At 31.6% G+C, this 17,153-nt stretch carries 17 protein-coding genes; 1 reads left to right on the top strand and 16 read right to left on the bottom strand.

Going from position 1 to position 17,153, the window contains the following annotated elements; all coding sequences use genetic code 11:
• Window positions 1-30: 30 nt before the first annotated feature.
• Window positions 31-1,311 (bottom strand): oligosaccharide flippase family protein, encoded by a 1,281-nt coding sequence (locus tag AB3G33_RS05390; protein ID WP_367773189.1) that lies wholly within the window; start codon window positions 1,309-1,311, stop codon window positions 31-33.
• A 32-nt stretch (window positions 1,312-1,343) separates the two neighbouring features.
• Window positions 1,344-1,634 carry an STAS domain-containing protein gene (locus AB3G33_RS05385; protein WP_367773187.1) on the bottom strand — a complete coding sequence of 97 codons (291 nt, stop codon included), beginning with the start codon at window positions 1,632-1,634 and terminating at the stop codon, window positions 1,344-1,346.
• Between the two features lie 150 nt (window positions 1,635-1,784).
• On the opposite strand from AB3G33_RS05385, the gene AB3G33_RS05380 reads away from it, so the two are divergent.
• Entirely contained in the window at window positions 1,785-3,845 is a 2,061-nt protein-coding gene (locus tag AB3G33_RS05380; RefSeq protein WP_367773185.1) for a tetratricopeptide repeat protein, read from the top strand.
• 174 nt (window positions 3,846-4,019) lie between these two features.
• Here the strand turns inward: AB3G33_RS05380 and AB3G33_RS05375 are convergent, their stop codons facing one another.
• The 14 genes from AB3G33_RS05375 to AB3G33_RS05310 form a co-directional block, all read right to left on the bottom strand.
• On the bottom strand, window positions 4,020-4,376 hold the full coding sequence (locus tag AB3G33_RS05375) for a hypothetical protein (RefSeq protein ID WP_367773183.1): 357 nt from the start codon (window positions 4,374-4,376) through the stop codon (window positions 4,020-4,022).
• Window positions 4,377-4,606: 230 nt separating this feature from the next.
• Window positions 4,607-7,717: an ice-binding family protein gene (locus AB3G33_RS05370; protein WP_367773181.1), complete on the bottom strand. Its 3,111-nt coding sequence runs from the start codon at window positions 7,715-7,717 to the stop codon at window positions 4,607-4,609.
• A 125-nt stretch (window positions 7,718-7,842) separates the two neighbouring features.
• Complete coding sequence (locus tag AB3G33_RS05365) at window positions 7,843-8,550, bottom strand: LytR/AlgR family response regulator transcription factor (protein WP_367773179.1); 708 nt, start codon at window positions 8,548-8,550, stop codon at window positions 7,843-7,845.
• 13 nt (window positions 8,551-8,563) lie between these two features.
• The gene (locus AB3G33_RS05360) at window positions 8,564-8,881 is read right to left on the bottom strand and encodes an Hpt domain-containing protein (RefSeq protein ID WP_367773177.1); all 318 of its coding nucleotides are present in this window, start codon (window positions 8,879-8,881) and stop codon (window positions 8,564-8,566) included.
• Window positions 8,868-9,905, bottom strand: a complete 1,038-nt coding sequence (locus AB3G33_RS05355; protein ID WP_367773175.1) for an ATP-binding protein — start codon at window positions 9,903-9,905, stop codon at window positions 8,868-8,870. Before AB3G33_RS05355 ends, AB3G33_RS05360 begins: the two co-directional genes overlap by 14 nt.
• Window positions 9,905-11,038 (bottom strand): FIST signal transduction protein, encoded by a 1,134-nt coding sequence (locus tag AB3G33_RS05350; RefSeq protein ID WP_367773173.1) that lies wholly within the window; start codon window positions 11,036-11,038, stop codon window positions 9,905-9,907. The genes AB3G33_RS05355 and AB3G33_RS05350 overlap by 1 nt, the downstream gene beginning before the upstream one ends.
• 3 nt (window positions 11,039-11,041) lie before the next feature.
• A complete protein-coding gene (locus AB3G33_RS05345; RefSeq protein ID WP_367773171.1) occupies window positions 11,042-13,726 on the bottom strand; it encodes a PAS domain S-box protein in 2,685 nt (894 codons plus the stop codon).
• A 7-nt stretch (window positions 13,727-13,733) separates the two neighbouring features.
• Window positions 13,734-14,276 (bottom strand): heme NO-binding domain-containing protein, encoded by a 543-nt coding sequence (locus AB3G33_RS05340; protein WP_367773169.1) that lies wholly within the window; start codon window positions 14,274-14,276, stop codon window positions 13,734-13,736.
• Between the two features lie 3 nt (window positions 14,277-14,279).
• Window positions 14,280-14,693 carry a response regulator gene (locus AB3G33_RS05335; RefSeq protein WP_367773167.1) on the bottom strand — a complete coding sequence of 138 codons (414 nt, stop codon included), beginning with the start codon at window positions 14,691-14,693 and terminating at the stop codon, window positions 14,280-14,282.
• Between the two features lie 129 nt (window positions 14,694-14,822).
• Window positions 14,823-15,179, bottom strand: a complete 357-nt coding sequence (locus AB3G33_RS05330) for an MmcQ/YjbR family DNA-binding protein (protein ID WP_367773165.1) — start codon at window positions 15,177-15,179, stop codon at window positions 14,823-14,825.
• A 4-nt stretch (window positions 15,180-15,183) separates the two neighbouring features.
• Window positions 15,184-15,537, bottom strand: a complete 354-nt coding sequence (locus tag AB3G33_RS05325; RefSeq protein ID WP_367773163.1) for a DUF4260 domain-containing protein — start codon at window positions 15,535-15,537, stop codon at window positions 15,184-15,186.
• Window positions 15,534-15,935 (bottom strand): GNAT family N-acetyltransferase, encoded by a 402-nt coding sequence (locus AB3G33_RS05320; protein ID WP_367773161.1) that lies wholly within the window; start codon window positions 15,933-15,935, stop codon window positions 15,534-15,536. Before AB3G33_RS05320 ends, AB3G33_RS05325 begins: the two co-directional genes overlap by 4 nt.
• Window positions 15,932-16,696 carry a cyclase family protein gene (locus AB3G33_RS05315; RefSeq protein WP_367773159.1) on the bottom strand — a complete coding sequence of 255 codons (765 nt, stop codon included), beginning with the start codon at window positions 16,694-16,696 and terminating at the stop codon, window positions 15,932-15,934. The genes AB3G33_RS05320 and AB3G33_RS05315 overlap by 4 nt, the downstream gene beginning before the upstream one ends.
• A gap of 57 nt (window positions 16,697-16,753) precedes the next feature.
• Window positions 16,754-17,131: a GxxExxY protein gene (locus AB3G33_RS05310; RefSeq protein ID WP_367773157.1), complete on the bottom strand. Its 378-nt coding sequence runs from the start codon at window positions 17,129-17,131 to the stop codon at window positions 16,754-16,756.
• Window positions 17,132-17,153 lie beyond the last annotated feature (22 nt).

The following is a 17,153-nucleotide window of genomic DNA, read 5'->3' as shown; positions in this document are numbered from 1 at the left end:
GCTATTTTTTAATTTTCGGTGAATGGAAACTTAGCGTAGACGAACATTCTTTTTGTTCTGATAAAAGAAAAACGATAATTGGGAAAACAACAGGATAACCATAGCAATGATTTGTACATGAACCACTTGTTCTAGTGAATCATGGAAAAATACAATCAACCCAATTTGAGTTAATCCTATTATTGCCGAAACTACAACTGGAATGTATTGATTTATAGATAAAAAATAATAGGCAAAAATATTAGCTATGGCAAAAATTGAAGTAGCCAAAGCGTATTTCCATAATAAGAAGGCTATAGAAAGGTATTCTTTTCCAAACATTAAGTTCACTACCGTTTCTGGAAAAAGAAAAGTGACCAAAACAATTACAGTAGATAAAACAGCAATATAAGATACATATTTCATTAAGAGAGGTTGGGTTTCCTTTCCGTCCTTTTTTAGTTGAATTACTTTGGGCAATAACAACATCACAAACATCCAAGCGACAAAGTAAACGACCCTACCTATTAATGCCAATGAAGCATAATATCCTGCCTGCTCATTATCAAAATAGTGTTTTACAAGTATGATGTCACTGTTGTTGATAATGATTTGTGTTAGTTCATAAAAAGCAGTTAACATGAAAAAAGTAAAAACCCCTTTACTATCAATTAAATCATCTGCAGAAACCAATTCTTTCTTAATTTTTAAATCTCCTACAATATTTTTTTGAAAAGGATAAAGCCCAAAAACAAATGATACCGTAATTCCTGTTGCTACTATGATAGAAGGTGGAAAATCAGGAAATAATAAAATAGCCGCGATGGTAAGCAATAATCGGCTAGCCATTTCGGTTTGATAGGTAAAAGCTAGTTTGTTCATTACATTTTGGCCTTGATACAATCCCCTATTGATACTCATTAAAAAATAAAGAGGAATTCCAAAACTAAAAATCACGAACATTGTTGCTGTTTTAGTATGAAATAATTCTTGCAGTTCTTTATTAAAAACAAATATTAAAACACCTATACATACCCCTGTCAAAGCTGCATATTTTGTAATGCTCTGTGTAAATAAGGATAGTTTTTTATCTTTATATAAAACGGCATACTTGGCCGAAACGATTTGAAAAGTCATTCCCACAAAGGATAAAATCAATAAAAAAGTGATTAAAATAGCTGCATCTGAGAAAGCGGCTGGTCCTAGTATACGGCCTAACAATAAATTATATAGATAATTCCCCCCGTTTACAAAAAGAATTGTAACCATAAAGAGTTGTTCTGGACTTAATTTTCTTGGGATAGCAGGAATTGTAAAAGAAGCTATTTTCATTTCTATTAATTTTTTAAAAATTACAAAAAATATTAAAGCAAAATATCATTTAAATTTAATGAAGTAAAGAGGTCACTTACCTTTTTGTTTTCCATCCCTACGATATAAAACATCTTGTCATTTCCCCAAGCTTTATTATATAATGATTCTATGCTTTTTACAGCCTCACTATCAATTTCTAAAACTTTATTTAAAGAAATAACAATCCCCTTCGAGAAGTTCAACAAAGTCTCAATATGGCTTTTTAGAGCATTACCATTTTGCGAAACTAACGTCCCATTGATTTCATAAACTCCTGCATTGTATGTGATTTGAATTGCCATCTTATTTGTGTTTATTTGTTAATACTGACGCAAATATCTTTCGAATTCACATGAAAGCATTTAATTCTTCGATGAATGGCAAGTTGCTGTAGGTGAAATATCACAGCTTTATACTTAACTTGCATCTATATAAATCAAGAATCAAAACGAATGAAAATATTAAAACAAACAATCTTTTTTCTGCTCCTTATTTTAAGTAATGTAACAAACGCTCAAGATATGAGTAAAGGGTTCAGTAATCTGGAAAAAGGAGAATTTGCTCAAGCGGAAGTATTCTTCAAAAACATTTTAAAAGACTATCCTCAAAACAAAACCGCTCGCTTGTGTTATGCTAGAGCAATTGGTCTTAATAAACAAGCCGAAAAAGCCTTAGATCTATTTATAGATTTAAAAAAAGAAAATCCTGGCGATCTGGAAATTGAACTCAATTATGCTGAAGCCTTACTTTGGAACAAAAAATTTGATGAAGCTAAAGTCTTTTACACTGCTCTTGTAGCAAAAAACTCAACTAGTTTTGTAGCTCACCTTGGGTTTGCAAATACATTATCGAATCTAAAAGAATTCAAAGAAGCTTTAATCAATGTTAATAAAGCATTAGAATTATCTCCTGCCAATCCTGGCGCTTTGATTTCAAGAAAATACATTAAATTAGGATATGCCAATCAAAAAGTAAATGAAAAAAGCTACACAGAGGCCGATGCATTTTACGATGAAATCTTAGTGGACTTTCCTAATGATAAAGAAACCTTGTTAAATAAAGCCAACTTATATTTAATCACCAAAAACATCACAAAGGGAAAAGAAACGTATAATATAATTGCTAAAAACGACCCTATTATTGCATTAAATGGATTGTCTTTAATTGAACATATTGATGGGAAAGACAAGCAAGCGTTGACACTGGCTCAAGAAGCAATTCAAAAAGCACAAAATACAAATGACGAAAGCATAAAAAAACAAACACAAGAGCGTTATGTACAAGCGTTAATATGGAATAAAAAATACACTTTGGCCGAAGCCAAAATAAACGAACTGAACACCAAGTATGCCAATGAAAATTGGTTATTAGCACTTTCAGCAACTTTAGCAATATACCGCAGTGACTTTAAAGACAGTATAAAATACTATTCAACAATTTTAGAAAACGACTCCAAATCATTTGATGGAAATCTAGGAATTGCTAATGCTTATTATGCTTCAGGAGAAGTTTCAAATGCAGTTGCTGCCGCAAATACAACATTGGAGATTTTTAAAAACCAAAATGACGCCATGAATTTCATGAAGAAAATCAACCAAGAATTCACACCCTATCTTGAAGAAAAATTAAGTTACTCATTTGATAACGGCGACAATACAGCAAAAGCAACCAGAACATTAATTTCACTTCCATTATCTACAAAACTTACCATAAATACAACATACCAATATCGCGAAACGGAAAATACAACAACTAAGGTAAGCGCAAAAACCAACGATTTTCTATTGGGAATTGATTATAAATTCCTACCTAAAATCAGTTATACTTTGGATGCTGGGGTAACCTCAGCCAACTCAAATACGACTAAATACAATCAATTATTGATCAATACTTATTTTAAAATCAAACCTTTTAAATTACAAGATTTAGAAATTGGGTATAAAAGAGAAGTTCAAAATTTCAACTCGGATTTGATTGACAAACAAATTGCTGCCAATAACTATTATTTTAACTATAACATGGGGACCAATTTTAATTTTGGTTGGTTTACCCAATATTTCTATACTTCACAAACGGATAACAATACAAGAAACCTTTTGTTTACTTCTTTCTATTATAATTTCATGTCTAAACCTGTGTTGAAAGGGGGACTTAACTATCAATATATTGCTTTCAAAAACCAAGTTCCAACGGATTATTTTAGTCCAAAGAAATTCAATGCTGTAGAACTTTTTTTAGAAATACTAAAAGACGAAAAAATTGTAGAAGCAAAGTCGTGGTTCTATAATGCCAATGTGGCTACAGGTTTTCAATTTATTGAAGACAATAGTAAGCAATGGACATACAGAGTACAAGCAAAATTTGGTTATAAATTCTCAGATCGATTATTGACTAACATTTATGGAACCCGAAGTAATATTGCCTCCACTACAGCCGCTGGATTTACCTTTAATGAAATTGGATTGCGATTAAAATGGAGTTTGTTTGACAAGCCTATTTTTAAATTAAATTAAAACAGAGCCACATAATAAAAAGATTTACTCCCTAATTACCCCCAAAAAGTAACGTACTATTTGGGGGTAATTTTTTGTTTAAACCAAACATTTGAGGAGTTATACAGCTAAGGTTAAACTGTATTTAATATTCTATAATTTAACAGTAATTAACACTATACTAAGTAGTTGATTTTAAATTACAAGTTGAAAGTCCGTACTTTTAAACCCTATCGATTCTCTTACTTCATCAGTATTAGGCAACATAAAACAATCGTTGTTTTCAACACGGCATTGAATTAAAAATGGTTGAATTTGAAAAAGTTGTACTATAATTGTTTCTTCCTTTTTCACATACTGCTCTAATTCAAACTTACTTTTAGGTCCAGCCCAATCTACATTATAACAGTAGCCTATAGCACTTTTTCTCACAAAAGTAATGTACTCATCATTTAAAATAGACCATTTTATGGAGACTAAAAAACACCCATTATCACTATCCGAAAACTTAGACGCCGTATCTTTATTTACTTTAGGTTCTAATATTTTCATCCTTTTTCTTATTAAATTTCTTTACCTAAAATAATAAAAATCAGCTAAAATACATAATTAAAACGATTAAATACACTAATACGATTTAAATGTAATTTTTTAGCTACAAAAAATTAAAACACCAGTAACAATCAAATATTTAGATAGTAGCGTAATGAAATGTATAGCAATTAGGTCAATAAAAAAGGCTGCCCGTGGTTGGCAGCCTTTTAAACAAAAATCTTAATTAACTAATTGATTAAAAATTTGTTTTGGAATTGTTCTTTTTCTTCAGTAGTTACAATAAATAAATAAACTCCTTTACTCAAGTTGTCTAATCCCATTGTAATCTCATTATTATAAGGAATAACATTTTTACTACTTACGATTCTTCCTGTCATATCTACAATTTGTACATGAGCACTTTCGGTAACCTTAGGCAATACAATTGTCGTAGATTGCACACAAGGATTAGGGTAGTTGTAAATATTTTTAGCATTAGAAGTAACAAAACTAGGTACGCTTAAGGTGCTTGCATTTTTAAATGTTAACTGGGAAACGTTAACTGCAAACGGTTGAAAAACCTTGTAATCTCCTTGAACAGAAAACACAATCCCTTTGATTTTTTCATTAGTGTATTTCTGCCCTTGAGGATTTGTAAACTGATCTAATAGAATATTCATTTCGGCAGTAGAAGTATTTACAGGTATTTGAAAACGCAATCTGTTATTCCAGTCTGTTGTATTTTCCGTTACCAAAACAACCTCAATAGGCAATGAATTATGAACCGCAAAACCTACAGTAGAATACAAACTAGCATCAAATACTAATTCACCAGGAAGAATGTTTCTAAACACATTCAATGTACCATATAGCTCTCCAGTAACAGATGTATTTCTTTCAATACCATATTCATCTGTTGCAATAGCGTCATTAGCATCATTGTCAATCCCATAAGATGTAATTGTAGTCTCCGTTTTAGAATAATCTAAACCCCAAGGGCCATCTGCTAAATATAAGGCGTCTAGCTGTTTTGATGTATCCCCAATTATTGAAAATCCAATGTCAAATAACCTTCCTAATTCTACTTCAACATGCTCTTCGTAAGCACCAGTTAAAGATATATTTTGATCCACAAAATCAGAAGTAGTCAATTCGGTTGTTTTTTTATTGCCTTGAAAAGACACATTGGTATTTTTAGATTTATTAATTAATGTCAAATACAGTTTACCGTTACTATACAACCCTTTTTTTACAAAAACAGTTGGAATTCTATTATCAACTGCATCTGAAGACAAGGTTCCTTGTTGTTGAAATTTAGTTAGAATAGCATTTGTAATGCTACAAATTTGTCCCATTGATGAACCCCAAACTTGAAAATTAAGGTAATCTCCTTTCGGATATTGGTCAATATTCCAATAACTATGTAGTTTATTTTCGGCACCTAAGTCTTGGATCGAAAAATTCAAAGCATATTCCATCTCCCCATTGGCTCTTTTTAATTTGGCCATAATTATTTCGTACCCATTTAAATTAATGGTTCTAATATCTTCCAAAGAAGAATTATTCAAACGATCACAAATTGCTTTTGAATGTCCATAAATAGATCCCGTAGTTGCAGTTGCTAATACAGCTGCCAACCGGTTATCACCTTCATAATAATCAACTGAATATACTTGACTAGCATTTGTAATTCCAATTAAATCAGTAGGACTGGAAACATAAGTTGTTTCTGTACCAAACATACCTGTATTTGGGATAATGGTTGAAAAATCAACACTTGAACCTGATGTTTTAGCAGTGATGGAAGAAGAAATGAACTTTTTTTGTGTTGTTTTTTTATCAGCAAAACTGTTAGCCTTGATTCTGTTAAAATTTCTTTTAGCAATTAATGTAGCCAAATCACCATTACTCTCCAAACCACCGTTATTACCCGACGTCACCTTTGCCGCAATACTCACATCAGCAACATTATTAATTCTTATCGCATCAAAAGGATTTGCCGAAACGTAAAAAACCGCATCATTAAAATCATTATCACAAGAAGAATAATCTCTTCTAATATCTTCAAAACCAAGAATAATTCTCTCATTAGCAGGATCGCTTAAAAGCACGTTGTGCTGTCTTAAAGCAGCCGTTGCTTCTGGATTAAAATTAGGATTAGAGAATAACTGCCATAATCCTGGAGTTACTTTAGTTCCATCCCATCCATTGGCTAATAAAACCCAACCAATCCCTGTACCAGCAGTAAAAGTTCCAATCTTTACTTTATTTCCCGCAATTAAACTCCCGCCACTTCCTGCTCCAGATACGTTAGGAAAAACTATCGTTATTTGATCAACTGTTGGTACAGTGGTTGGTGGATTATTTATATCGTATGTATAAAAACCAAGCACATTTCTATATCCTGCCCCCTCACTAATAAAGGTAACCCATACATCAGCTGCTTTTTCCAAAACTAAATCCGTATCATAACCCGAAGAAATGTATTGTGGGTTATAGACTGGAACTGGAAAACTTTCTGGTAATGAATTTTTAACTAGATCTATCGTTGATGAATTTACTACGTCACTCGTTGCAAAATATTGTGGTGTTCCATCTGAAGTATAGGGACCTAAAAAGCTATAAGATAAATGTACTGGAGGAATTGTTGCTATTGTTCCATATACAGAAACAGCTCCAACATTAGAAAACATCCTTCCGTTAAGAATACCACCCGCACCCATAGAAACCGCGCCATCATATCCAATTAAAGTACCATTCATAGTAGTACCCGCAGCCATAGCAATTGCCCCGTTTGCAATCCAAATAACATTGGCTGCTACAGCACCATTCCTCAAAGTAACGGTAGCGCCAGCAGCTGTCGTAAGCGCTCCTCCAATTTTAAAAATAAACAAAGCATTTGGATTTCCTTGAGCATCTAACGTAAGAGTACCAGCGATGGATGCTGCTGCTCCAGCAGAATATACACCTGGAACTAGCGTTTCTCCATTTCCGTAAATTGTGCTGTGGGTTGTGTTTGTTGCTATAGTATTTTGCAATTGAATACAAACTGCTTTCAAGTCTAAAGCAGCTTGTGCTGTAAGCGCATTTACATTTTCTATAGTTCCATCTATTGTTGTAGGGGATTGAAATCCAGTTACTGCTCCAATATTTGCTCCAACATTTCCTTTTAAAGTAGAGCTTCCCGTATTTGATACTGCACCATTTCCAGAAAAAAGTACAAATTTAGCTACCGATCCAAAATTTGGTGCGGTTTGAGCACTTAATTTACTTACAAATCCAAAAAGCAACAAGAAAGAAATAAAAGTAAAAATACCTAAAAAAGAATTTCCGTTTTTATATTGAGTAGAGTTGATCATAGATTTCAAGTTTAAATTATCTAAATTTATTACTCGAAATTATGAAATCAATGTGTTCTAAAATTAACTATTAGTTTAGTCCGTATTTACTATAGTTGAAATGCGGTTTAATGACGATGAATCGATTATAGCAGATTTAACCTTTTCATTAATTCAGGTCTATTGGCCCGGCTTACAGGAATTACATCTTTGGCAATTAAGACACTATTATCTTCAATATCAATGATTTTTTTAGTGTTGATTATAAAAGAACGGTGCACTTTTAAAAATAAATCTTTAGGTAATTTATCTTCAATCTTTTTAAGCGTAGAGTGCACAATATAATTTTTACCCTCCGTTTTTATATGAATATAGTCTCCTTTGGCTTCAACAATATTAACAGAAGCCATTTCAATTTTAATCAACCTTCGGTCAATATTGATATAAAATTCATTTACGTTGTCCTCAGCAACAACGGTAGTTTCTTTTGAGTTTGAATTTATTTTATATGCGCTTGCTTTTTGAATTGCTTTTTGAAAACGCTCTTCAGTAATAGGTTTTACTAAATAATCTACTATACATTCATATTCGAATGCTTCTATGGCAAAGTTTTTATCTGAAGTAACTAAAATTACTTTGGGTGGATTTTTGATCGTTTGAATAAAATCAAAACCAGTAAAATCAGGCATATGAATGTCCAAAAATATTAAATCAACATCATTTTGATTTAAATATTTGATAGCCTGCAAAGCATTTGAAAATTCACTTTCAATTGTTAGCTCTGTATTCTTTGAAATGAATTGTGCAATAATTGCTCTTGCCATTTCTTCATCGTCAATTATAATGCAATTCATAAGTCAAAGAGTGTTACAAATGATCTACAAATTCTTCCATGCTTTTTAAAATATTTTCAAAATCAGCATTCAAATCTGTTGAGTTCTTTTTTAAGTTATTTTCATATTCTTCAGCAATATAATAACTTTTTTCTAAACCAAGTATAGATATTTTATGTTTTAATTTATGTACAGATTGTGCCACTAATAAATAATTGCCCTTTTTAAATTCTCCATCATAAACTATAATTTCCTGTGGTAGCTCTTTTTTGAGAATCCCTATTATTTTATTCTTAAATTCCAAATTGTCTCCTGAGAGCTCGTTTATATAATTCAAATTAGGCTGTTCCATTTTCTTTAGCTATTGTAAAATAAAAAATTGTTCCACTATTTTCTTGGCTTTCAAGCCAAATTTTCCCTTTATATAAATCTATGATTTTTTTCACAATAGAAAGTCCAATTCCTGATGAAGGATCATTGTTTTCCAATTTAGAAAAAATATCGAAAATTTTAGTTTGATATTGTTTTGGTATTCCTATTCCATTGTCTTTAATGAAAAAACAGAACTCATTATCCTTTTCTGAATGACCAATGTCAATCAAAATCTTTTCTTTATCATTATATTTTAAGGCATTTTGAATTAGATTTTGAAATAACTGTTTGAATCTAAAGTCATTACCATACACCTTAGGTAATTGATTTTTTACAGTAACATCAGCATGATCCGGAATATAAATTGTTCTTAAAATCTCGTCTACCAAATTATTCAAATCTATTACTCTATTCTCTGCCTCTTGTTTTTCTATTGATGAATAATCTAAAATTCCTTTAATCAATAAATCCATCTTCTCCACATTAGAGAGTATTAGATTTAACGATTTAATATTAACTTCATTCATCATTTCTGGGTTATCCTCCATAAACCAATTGATTAGCGTGTCAATACTTCGCAAAGGTGCTTTCAAATCATGTGAAACCATATGAGCATACTCATTTAATTCCTGATTTTGTTTTTCAAGATTCATTAACAATTCCTCTCTTTGTTTATTGATTTTTACAATTTCTATAGATTGTTGTTTAATGTAATCCGACGAATTAAAAACGGCTGTTTTTGAAACAATTCCTTCGTCAAGGCTCATTGAATTAAGAATAAATTCAAGGTTTTTATTCACTTCTTTTAGACTCTCTGCCTCATCTCGTAATTTTTGATTGGCTTCAAAAAGCTCATCAGAACTAATTTTCATAGCTCTTTGCAATAATGCGATCTGATCTTCAAAATTTTTGTATGAATCATCAATTGCATCTAGAAAAAGATCCAGATCATTCAATCCTCCTTTTAGTTTTTTATCAATTTGCCTTTTTAGTAATGGGTTCATTATTCACTTATTAAGGTTAATGTCATTGTTTGATTGTGCAGTTCACAGGAGGCACTTCCATTAAAAGGGGCCATTTCTCCATAGGAGTAAAACCCCGTCATTGGTATTTTCTCTCCAATTGACTCTCTAACTTGCTCAACTTCCTCTTCTACCCTTTGATTCATCACTAATTTTCGGCCTATACAACTAACCAATATTGCAATTTCTGGAGCGTTCCTTCTGTTTTTCATAGCAAATTCAGCTGCAATATGTGCTCCATTTGCAATACCATCAACGGAAGCCATCATTAATTGAACTTTTGAATTCATTGGAACATCTCCCGCTAAAGTCATGGAATGATTCTCGTTATCAATATTCAAAATCGTACGCACTACAGGTTCTTTTTTTCCTTCAGGAGTTACATTTAAAGGATATAATAGAGAAGCTTGCGGTAACTCTTCCGCTTTATCACCTAAGTATTTTTTATATAAATCTAGCGCAGGCTGTCCATCAATTTCATAAAGAATATTCGCTTCTGATTTTGTTATTATGCGTTCAGGTCCAAACGGAATCCATCCGCCAAAGCTAGCATAAGAGACTTCCAAAGTTTCGCCATAAAACCCAATTAAAATAACTTCACCTTCTTTTGGATTCTCTTTATAGGAAGCTAGAGTTTTTTCAAAACGGGCATCATCACCACACATACCACCTGTTATAGACACTGCTAAATCAACATCACTTTCTAAACCGTTTATTAAAGAACTTCCATTTACAAAACTCCCTTCTGATAAAACAAATAAGTGTTTTAAATTCTTTTTTGGAATTTTATGATAGAGTGTTTCACCTAGTTTTTTTGCGTTTTTATCATAGTCTAGAATATTTTCTCTTTCAACAATAAAGGAACCTTTTTCAAATTCAATTGCAGTTACAGAGATCGAATTGTCGTTTACATTACAACATAATATTTCTCCCGATGTTGACCCAAAAACAATATGTTCATACGGGAATTCTTGCCTAATATTATTTATGATTTCTTCCTTTTCTAAAAGAATTCGATTCCCAAAAACCAATACTAAAGGGTTGTTTAATACTTTTTTCGGCTGAAAATAGTTCCATTCTTGATTTTCAATTTTAGAAGCTTGAATGATTTTCATGATTTATTTATTAAGTTTTATGAAAAAAGTTGAACCTACTCCTTCTTCACTTTCAATCCAAATTTCTCCATTATACGTTTCTATAATTTTTTTAACTATAGATAAACCTAGTCCTGTTGAATGTTCATTTGTGGAATACGACTGGAAAGTATTAAATATTTTATCGTGGTGTTTTTTTGCAATTCCAACCCCATTATCTTTAATAGAAAAAACATAGTAAGAATCAAATTCTTCCGAAGAAATCTCAACTAAACCTACTGTTCTCTCAATATAATTTACAGCATTCCCTATTATGTTTTGAAACAATTGCTGGACCCTATACCGATCAGCATTAATTACTGGCAAGGTGTTTTTTATAGTGATCGTAATGTGCTGGGGAATATGGATAATATCAATTATACTTTGAATAATTTGTTGTGTATTTACCTTTTCAATGGCCATCTCTTCTTTATCAATTTTAGAATAAGTCAAGATTCCTTCAATTAAATGATCCATTTTTTCTACTTTATTTTCAATCATTGAAAAATACTGTAAGGTTTGCTCACTAAAGGCTTTGTCATTATCTTCTTTAATCCATGAGATTAAAGAATGTATACTACGCATAGGTGATTTTAAATCATGTGATACTATTTGTGCATAATCCTCTAGTTCTTTATTTGATTTTGCTAAACTGGCTACTAATTCTTCTCTTTGATTTTCTAATAATTTCTTATTGGTTATGTTCTCTTCAATTGCAAAAAACCGAACTATTTCTCCTTTTTTATTATACAAAGCTTGACCTTGAATTTTTACCCAATATTTCTCTCCAGCTTTGGAATAATTTATAATTTCACATGTAAAAGGTTGTCCTTTTCTTATTTGATTTTTCAAATAATGAACTGTTTCTAGATTTGTTTCTTCCCCTTGTAATAAATGGCCTGGTTTTATTCCAACCAATTCCTCTTTAGAATATCCAGACATTTTTTCAAAACTGGAGTTAACCCATTCAATTTTACCCTCTATATCTGAGATGATAACTGCATTTATATTTTTCTCAGCTATCAAGGATAACAAATAAAGCTTTTCTTCCTGTTCTTTCTGTTCCGTTATATCTAAATGAATCCCTATAGACCCTGTCGCTTTGCCCTTTATATCATAATTTGGTGCACCACTGACTAACCAATGTCTTAGTTCTCCACTTTTATTCTTTACCTGTATTTCATAAGAATCCGTAACCCCTTTAATCCTTAATGCATTTTTAGCCTTAATTAATTCCTTACTTTCATTTGTAAAAAGTAAACTTGATGCTTCTTTACCAATTAACTCTTTTAAGCTATATCCACTAAAATCGCAAAAACTATTATTGGCTAAAACAATCCTTTCATCTTGATCAACTTCAATCAAACCTAAGTTCATGTTGGCAATAATGTTACTGTATTTCTCTTTTTCGTTTCGTAATATCTCTTCGTGTTTCTTTTTTAAAGTAATATCTACGTACGCCCTAAGGTTTCCTTTATAAATACCATCTCTAAAAATAGGAATATAGCTTCGCTCAAAAAACCGACCATCAACAAGTTCCAACACTTCATTAAAAGTAGATTTTTTACTTTTAAAAACATTTCTAAGTCGCTCCGTATACAAATCTGGGTTTTTGAAAAATCGTTTAGAATCTTCTACTGAATTTGAACAGTCCATCCCTATTAAAACATCTGGATCTTCTTCAAAATCAAACATGGAGCAAAATTTTTTATTCGTCAATAAAAGCTTTCTGTTTTCATCTTCTAAAATAATACCCGTTTGTAGATTCCGTATTAAAAATGAAAGTCGATCCTCTGATTCAATTAATTTAAAATCAGCATTCTTTTTTTCGGTTATATCTTCAATCATGGCAAAGTATTCTAATACTTTTCCATCGGAGTCTAATATAGGTTGCCCCTTAGTTTTAACCCAAAAGTTATCACCGTTTTTTCGGCGATGAAGGTGTTCAACATTAAACAGATCCCCATTTATGAACGGAACTACCATTTTAAGTAACTCTTCTTCACTAGTTTCATCACATTTACCAAGTTGAATAGGTGTTTTCCCAATTACTTCCTCTCTTGAAAAACCAGTCAATTTTAAATAGGATTCATTACACCAAAAAATTTCACCATTAGGTTTAGTAAAAACAACTCCATTCTCATTAGCACTTGCCACAAGTGATAGTCGATTTAACTCCTCTTGATCGCTTTTTAATGCTTTTTTTTGATTATTAATTTTAATTAATAATTCTTTTAATTCTTGGGTAGTAATTTCTTGCGTCTTTAGCACATGTAATAAATCCAATAAAGGATCATGGAAAGCAAAATCGTGTAGTGTTAATTTTCTTTCCCTCACTTGATTCATAGAAACAAACCACGGAGATCCAACAAATAAGATAGCTCCGTTATGTTCCTGAAATTGGCCTCTCAAATCAATAGATTCAGCCGTTGCTTCTATTACTACTAATTGATTAAAAATAGCTACTAAGTTTTCAAAAGTAGGAGTGTCAATCTGGGGTCTTTTAACTCTAAAAGAGGTCGCAAAATCATCATTCAGTCTAATCAATGGTAAAGTCTTTGCTAAACTTTTACCAAACCCTTTTATTTTTAAATCTGAACTAATTAGAATATAAAAAGGGAATAGTTTATTGAAACTATCTTCATCAAAATTAAATTCTACCTTTTCCATCCTTTTTTTACCAAATTACATTAAAAATTTCATGTGGGCTACCTTCGTCACGACTTTGGATTAAATTAATAGTAACTGGCGTATTATACATTATCCCTAATCCTTGAATTAAACCTCTAACAAAATCTTGAAGCCCTTCTCTTTTTGACAAATAATGTAAATTAATACTGTTTTTAGTAATATCGCTTACTTTAAATTCCGGAGGTGTCAATTTAGGGTAAATAAGCATGACCCGATTATGGAAGAGTGGTAAATTTATTAAAAACTCTCTTAAATCATCTCCGCCGGCTTCCATTAAACCACCATATTTTTCTTTAGTCGTTTTTATAACCCACCATTCACCAAATGCAATTAAAACGGCACTTAATGTCATTCCCATTTCTTCAGAAACGGCTTGAGCTAACTTAAAAGTAATGTCGTCATCATAAGGTTCGCTACTTATAAAATAATCAATATCTATACCGCTACGAATTTTAATAGCATCCCATTTATCTTCTCCAAAATTAGCAACAACCAACTCTTCAATTGCTTTATTTACAATTCCGTACATATTTTACTGAGATATTAATTCATTACAACTCCAATACTCGATTAATTTTTTTATTCGATCCACATAATCATCATACTTAAGAGGTTTCAATAGATAACCTGCAATTCCTATTCGATAACATTCCATAACATCCTTCCGATTATTAGAAGTTGTTAAAATTACAGATGGAATATATTTTAAATGATCATCTCCTTTTAAAATCTCTAAAAATTCAATCCCATTAATTTTAGGCATATTCAAATCTAATATAATGATATCTGGTATGATCTCTTTAACCTTTAAAATGGTTAGTGCTTCTTCACCGTTATTTGCTTCAATTATTTTATGTTTTAAATCCATCGTACTTAAAACTCTATTGAATTTCATTACTTCAATTGCGTCATCTTCAATTAATAAAATATTTAGGGATCTGTTCATTTGTTTTATATATAATTCGTGGACTTTAAAAGTACTATAATTATAAAAACAATGAATTTAATTTTCGTTAATTAAAAAAATACTATAGTTCAATCGTAATAAAGTGTCGACGAATGGTTTTACTCTTTTTTAAATCTCTTCTTGAATTTTCTTAGTCAAACTCTTAAAAACCAAATCATACGAGTGATCTATTAACTCTTTAACAAGCGTATCTGGAACTTCTTGATTTATAGCAATGGTATTCCAATGTTTCTTATTCATATGAAACCCTGGCTCAATAGCTTCGTACTGCGCACGTAATTCCTGTGCATAATCCGGATTACATTTTAAATTGACAGACGGCTCGCCAATTTCCCACTTTTTTAAAGAGCTTAAAGCAAATACTTTCCCCCCAACTTTAAAAACTAAAGTGTCTTCATCAAAAGGAAAATGGTCCGTCACACCTTTTTTAGACAAGCAATATTGATAATAACTTTCTAAATTCATAATTCTATTTTTTACCTATTTCACCTAAATGTGTAAATTTAAATCCAGTATCATATTTTAACCCATATCCAAACATTCTATCCATGGAAGAATGGGCAAATAAAATAATCCCAATAAGCTGAACAACTTGATTCGAACTGTAAATTCCAATTAAATAAACAAGTACAGCAATACCTCTATGATGAAATAAATCATAGGCCACAGCTCCAGATTTATTACCAAAAGCATAACCAATCATAGAGAAATCAGGAACCAAAATCAGAACCAAAAACCACCACCAAGCATAATCCAGTTGGCTGAAAAGAAAGATTCCAAAAACGAATAAGCCTAATTCTTCTAGTTTGAGTATTGTTTTCATTTGATTGTTTTTTCCATCATCTTTTCTGGATATGCTAATGCATTGAATCCAAATTTTTTATATAAAAAATGGGCGTCAGATGTGGCCAAACGCCAAATCTTTACCTCTTGCAGTTTTGGTTCTTTCATCATCTCTTCGATTAAAAGAGAAGAATACCCTTTGCCACGATGTTCCTCAGTGATAAAAACATCCATCACATAAGCAAAAACAACATAATCCGTAATTACCCTGGCAAAACCAATTTGCTGGTCATTTAAATAAATACCAAAACAAAACGAATGGTCAATCGTTGTTTGAACTTCTTCGATTGTACGTCCGGCGGCCCAATAAATGTCTTTCAAAAAGTGCTGAATGAAAGGAACATCTAATTTACTTTTTACTGTAGAAATGGTTATCATATTTTATACAAAACGGGTTTACTGGGACTGGCATCATTTTCAAAAGAGGCAATTTGTAAGTTCAACAAATAACTTCCATCCTGCACTTCATCAGCAACAAAAATCATTTCGGTTATTGTGCAATCCAATCTTGCATCTGCATTCAAATTTTTAACATCCGTTACATTCCAAAAGGCTTTGTGAGCCAAAAGTTTCCCCTCATCTTTTTCTTTATCTACACTTGGTAAATCAATCAATAAATGTTGAATGCCGCTTTCGCAAATGAAACCTGCCGCATCTTCAGCCAAATAGGGCGGATTCGTATGGGAGTATTTTTTGGAAAGTTTGTTTACGTTATTAGGTAAAGTTCTAATTACAACAGCTTCAGGTGTTTTCCCATTTAAGGCATTTTCAATCTGATTTTTAGTGACTACCAAATCGCCATTAATCAATTCCGGCTCTACTGAAATCAATTCTGCTATATAAAAGAATTTTTTCAAAGATTGGTTTACACTATAAAAATCATGGGTAATATGACCCAAGCATTCCGTATGCGTACCGTGACCATGCGGATTGAATTGAATGTTATTGAAATTAGTTGAAGACATTCCTGATGCAACTTTCCCTATCCATTCATCAAATTTCACGGGTTCCATTACGGGTTTACTAATATACCACGCAATTGGATTTTCATCAGTATTAGTTAGTGGAATCGAAATATCAATGGGTTTTGACAAATCGACTTGAAATGTTGTATTGTTGTGTTGAATGGTAGTTTTCATAGTTTTGTTTTTACCGCAAAGAGCGCAAAGGTATACGCAAGGTTCGCAAAGGTTTACTTAAAGATTATTTGCAATTCGTTTTATGCCGTCCTTTATCAAAACAACATTAAAATTAATCAATAAACCTAGTTTGCAATTGGTCAATTTAAGATAAGTCAGTAATTGAGCAAAATGAATATCATTTAAAGCATCAACTGATTTTATTTCCAAAATCAATTTTTCCTCAATAATAATATCAAGTCTATATCCAATATCTAATTGAACATCCTCGTAAACCAAAGGCAATGCTTTTTGCTTTACTACGTTTAAACCCGTTTTCTTGAGTTCATAATACAAGCATTCTTCATAAGCACTTTCTAGTAATCCAGGGCCAAGCGTTTTATGCACTTTGAGAGCGCAGTCAAAGACAATTTTTGATAATTCATTTTCAGTCATATAAGAAAACTTTGTGAACCTT

The organism is Flavobacterium sp. WC2421, assembly GCF_040822115.1.
Lineage (GTDB): Bacteria > Bacteroidota > Bacteroidia > Flavobacteriales > Flavobacteriaceae > Flavobacterium.
The sequence above is the reverse complement of the archived record's forward strand: the minus strand, read 5'-3'. Positions and strand labels throughout refer to the sequence as shown.

Excerpts from the sequence above, each read along its gene's own strand:
- AB3G33_RS05390 (WP_367773189.1), bottom strand. The coding sequence starts at position 1,311 with ATGAAAATAGCTTCTTTTACAATTCCTGCTATCCCAAGAAAATTAAGT.
- AB3G33_RS05385 (WP_367773187.1), bottom strand. The coding sequence starts at position 1,634 with ATGGCAATTCAAATCACATACAATGCAGGAGTTTATGAAATCAATGGG.
- AB3G33_RS05380 (WP_367773185.1), top strand. The coding sequence starts at position 1,785 with ATGAAAATATTAAAACAAACAATCTTTTTTCTGCTCCTTATTTTAAGT.
- AB3G33_RS05375 (WP_367773183.1), bottom strand. The coding sequence starts at position 4,376 with ATGAAAATATTAGAACCTAAAGTAAATAAAGATACGGCGTCTAAGTTT.
- AB3G33_RS05370 (WP_367773181.1), bottom strand. The coding sequence starts at position 7,717 with ATGATCAACTCTACTCAATATAAAAACGGAAATTCTTTTTTAGGTATT.
- AB3G33_RS05365 (WP_367773179.1), bottom strand. The coding sequence starts at position 8,550 with ATGAATTGCATTATAATTGACGATGAAGAAATGGCAAGAGCAATTATT.
- AB3G33_RS05360 (WP_367773177.1), bottom strand. The coding sequence starts at position 8,881 with ATGGAACAGCCTAATTTGAATTATATAAACGAGCTCTCAGGAGACAAT.
- AB3G33_RS05355 (WP_367773175.1), bottom strand. The coding sequence starts at position 9,905 with ATGAACCCATTACTAAAAAGGCAAATTGATAAAAAACTAAAAGGAGGA.
- AB3G33_RS05350 (WP_367773173.1), bottom strand. The coding sequence starts at position 11,038 with ATGAAAATCATTCAAGCTTCTAAAATTGAAAATCAAGAATGGAACTAT.
- AB3G33_RS05345 (WP_367773171.1), bottom strand. The coding sequence starts at position 13,726 with ATGGAAAAGGTAGAATTTAATTTTGATGAAGATAGTTTCAATAAACTA.
- AB3G33_RS05340 (WP_367773169.1), bottom strand. The coding sequence starts at position 14,276 with ATGTACGGAATTGTAAATAAAGCAATTGAAGAGTTGGTTGTTGCTAAT.
- AB3G33_RS05335 (WP_367773167.1), bottom strand. The coding sequence starts at position 14,693 with ATGAACAGATCCCTAAATATTTTATTAATTGAAGATGACGCAATTGAA.
- AB3G33_RS05330 (WP_367773165.1), bottom strand. The coding sequence starts at position 15,179 with ATGAATTTAGAAAGTTATTATCAATATTGCTTGTCTAAAAAAGGTGTG.
- AB3G33_RS05325 (WP_367773163.1), bottom strand. The coding sequence starts at position 15,537 with ATGAAAACAATACTCAAACTAGAAGAATTAGGCTTATTCGTTTTTGGA.
- AB3G33_RS05320 (WP_367773161.1), bottom strand. The coding sequence starts at position 15,935 with ATGATAACCATTTCTACAGTAAAAAGTAAATTAGATGTTCCTTTCATT.
- AB3G33_RS05315 (WP_367773159.1), bottom strand. The coding sequence starts at position 16,696 with ATGAAAACTACCATTCAACACAACAATACAACATTTCAAGTCGATTTG.
- AB3G33_RS05310 (WP_367773157.1), bottom strand. The coding sequence starts at position 17,131 with ATGACTGAAAATGAATTATCAAAAATTGTCTTTGACTGCGCTCTCAAA.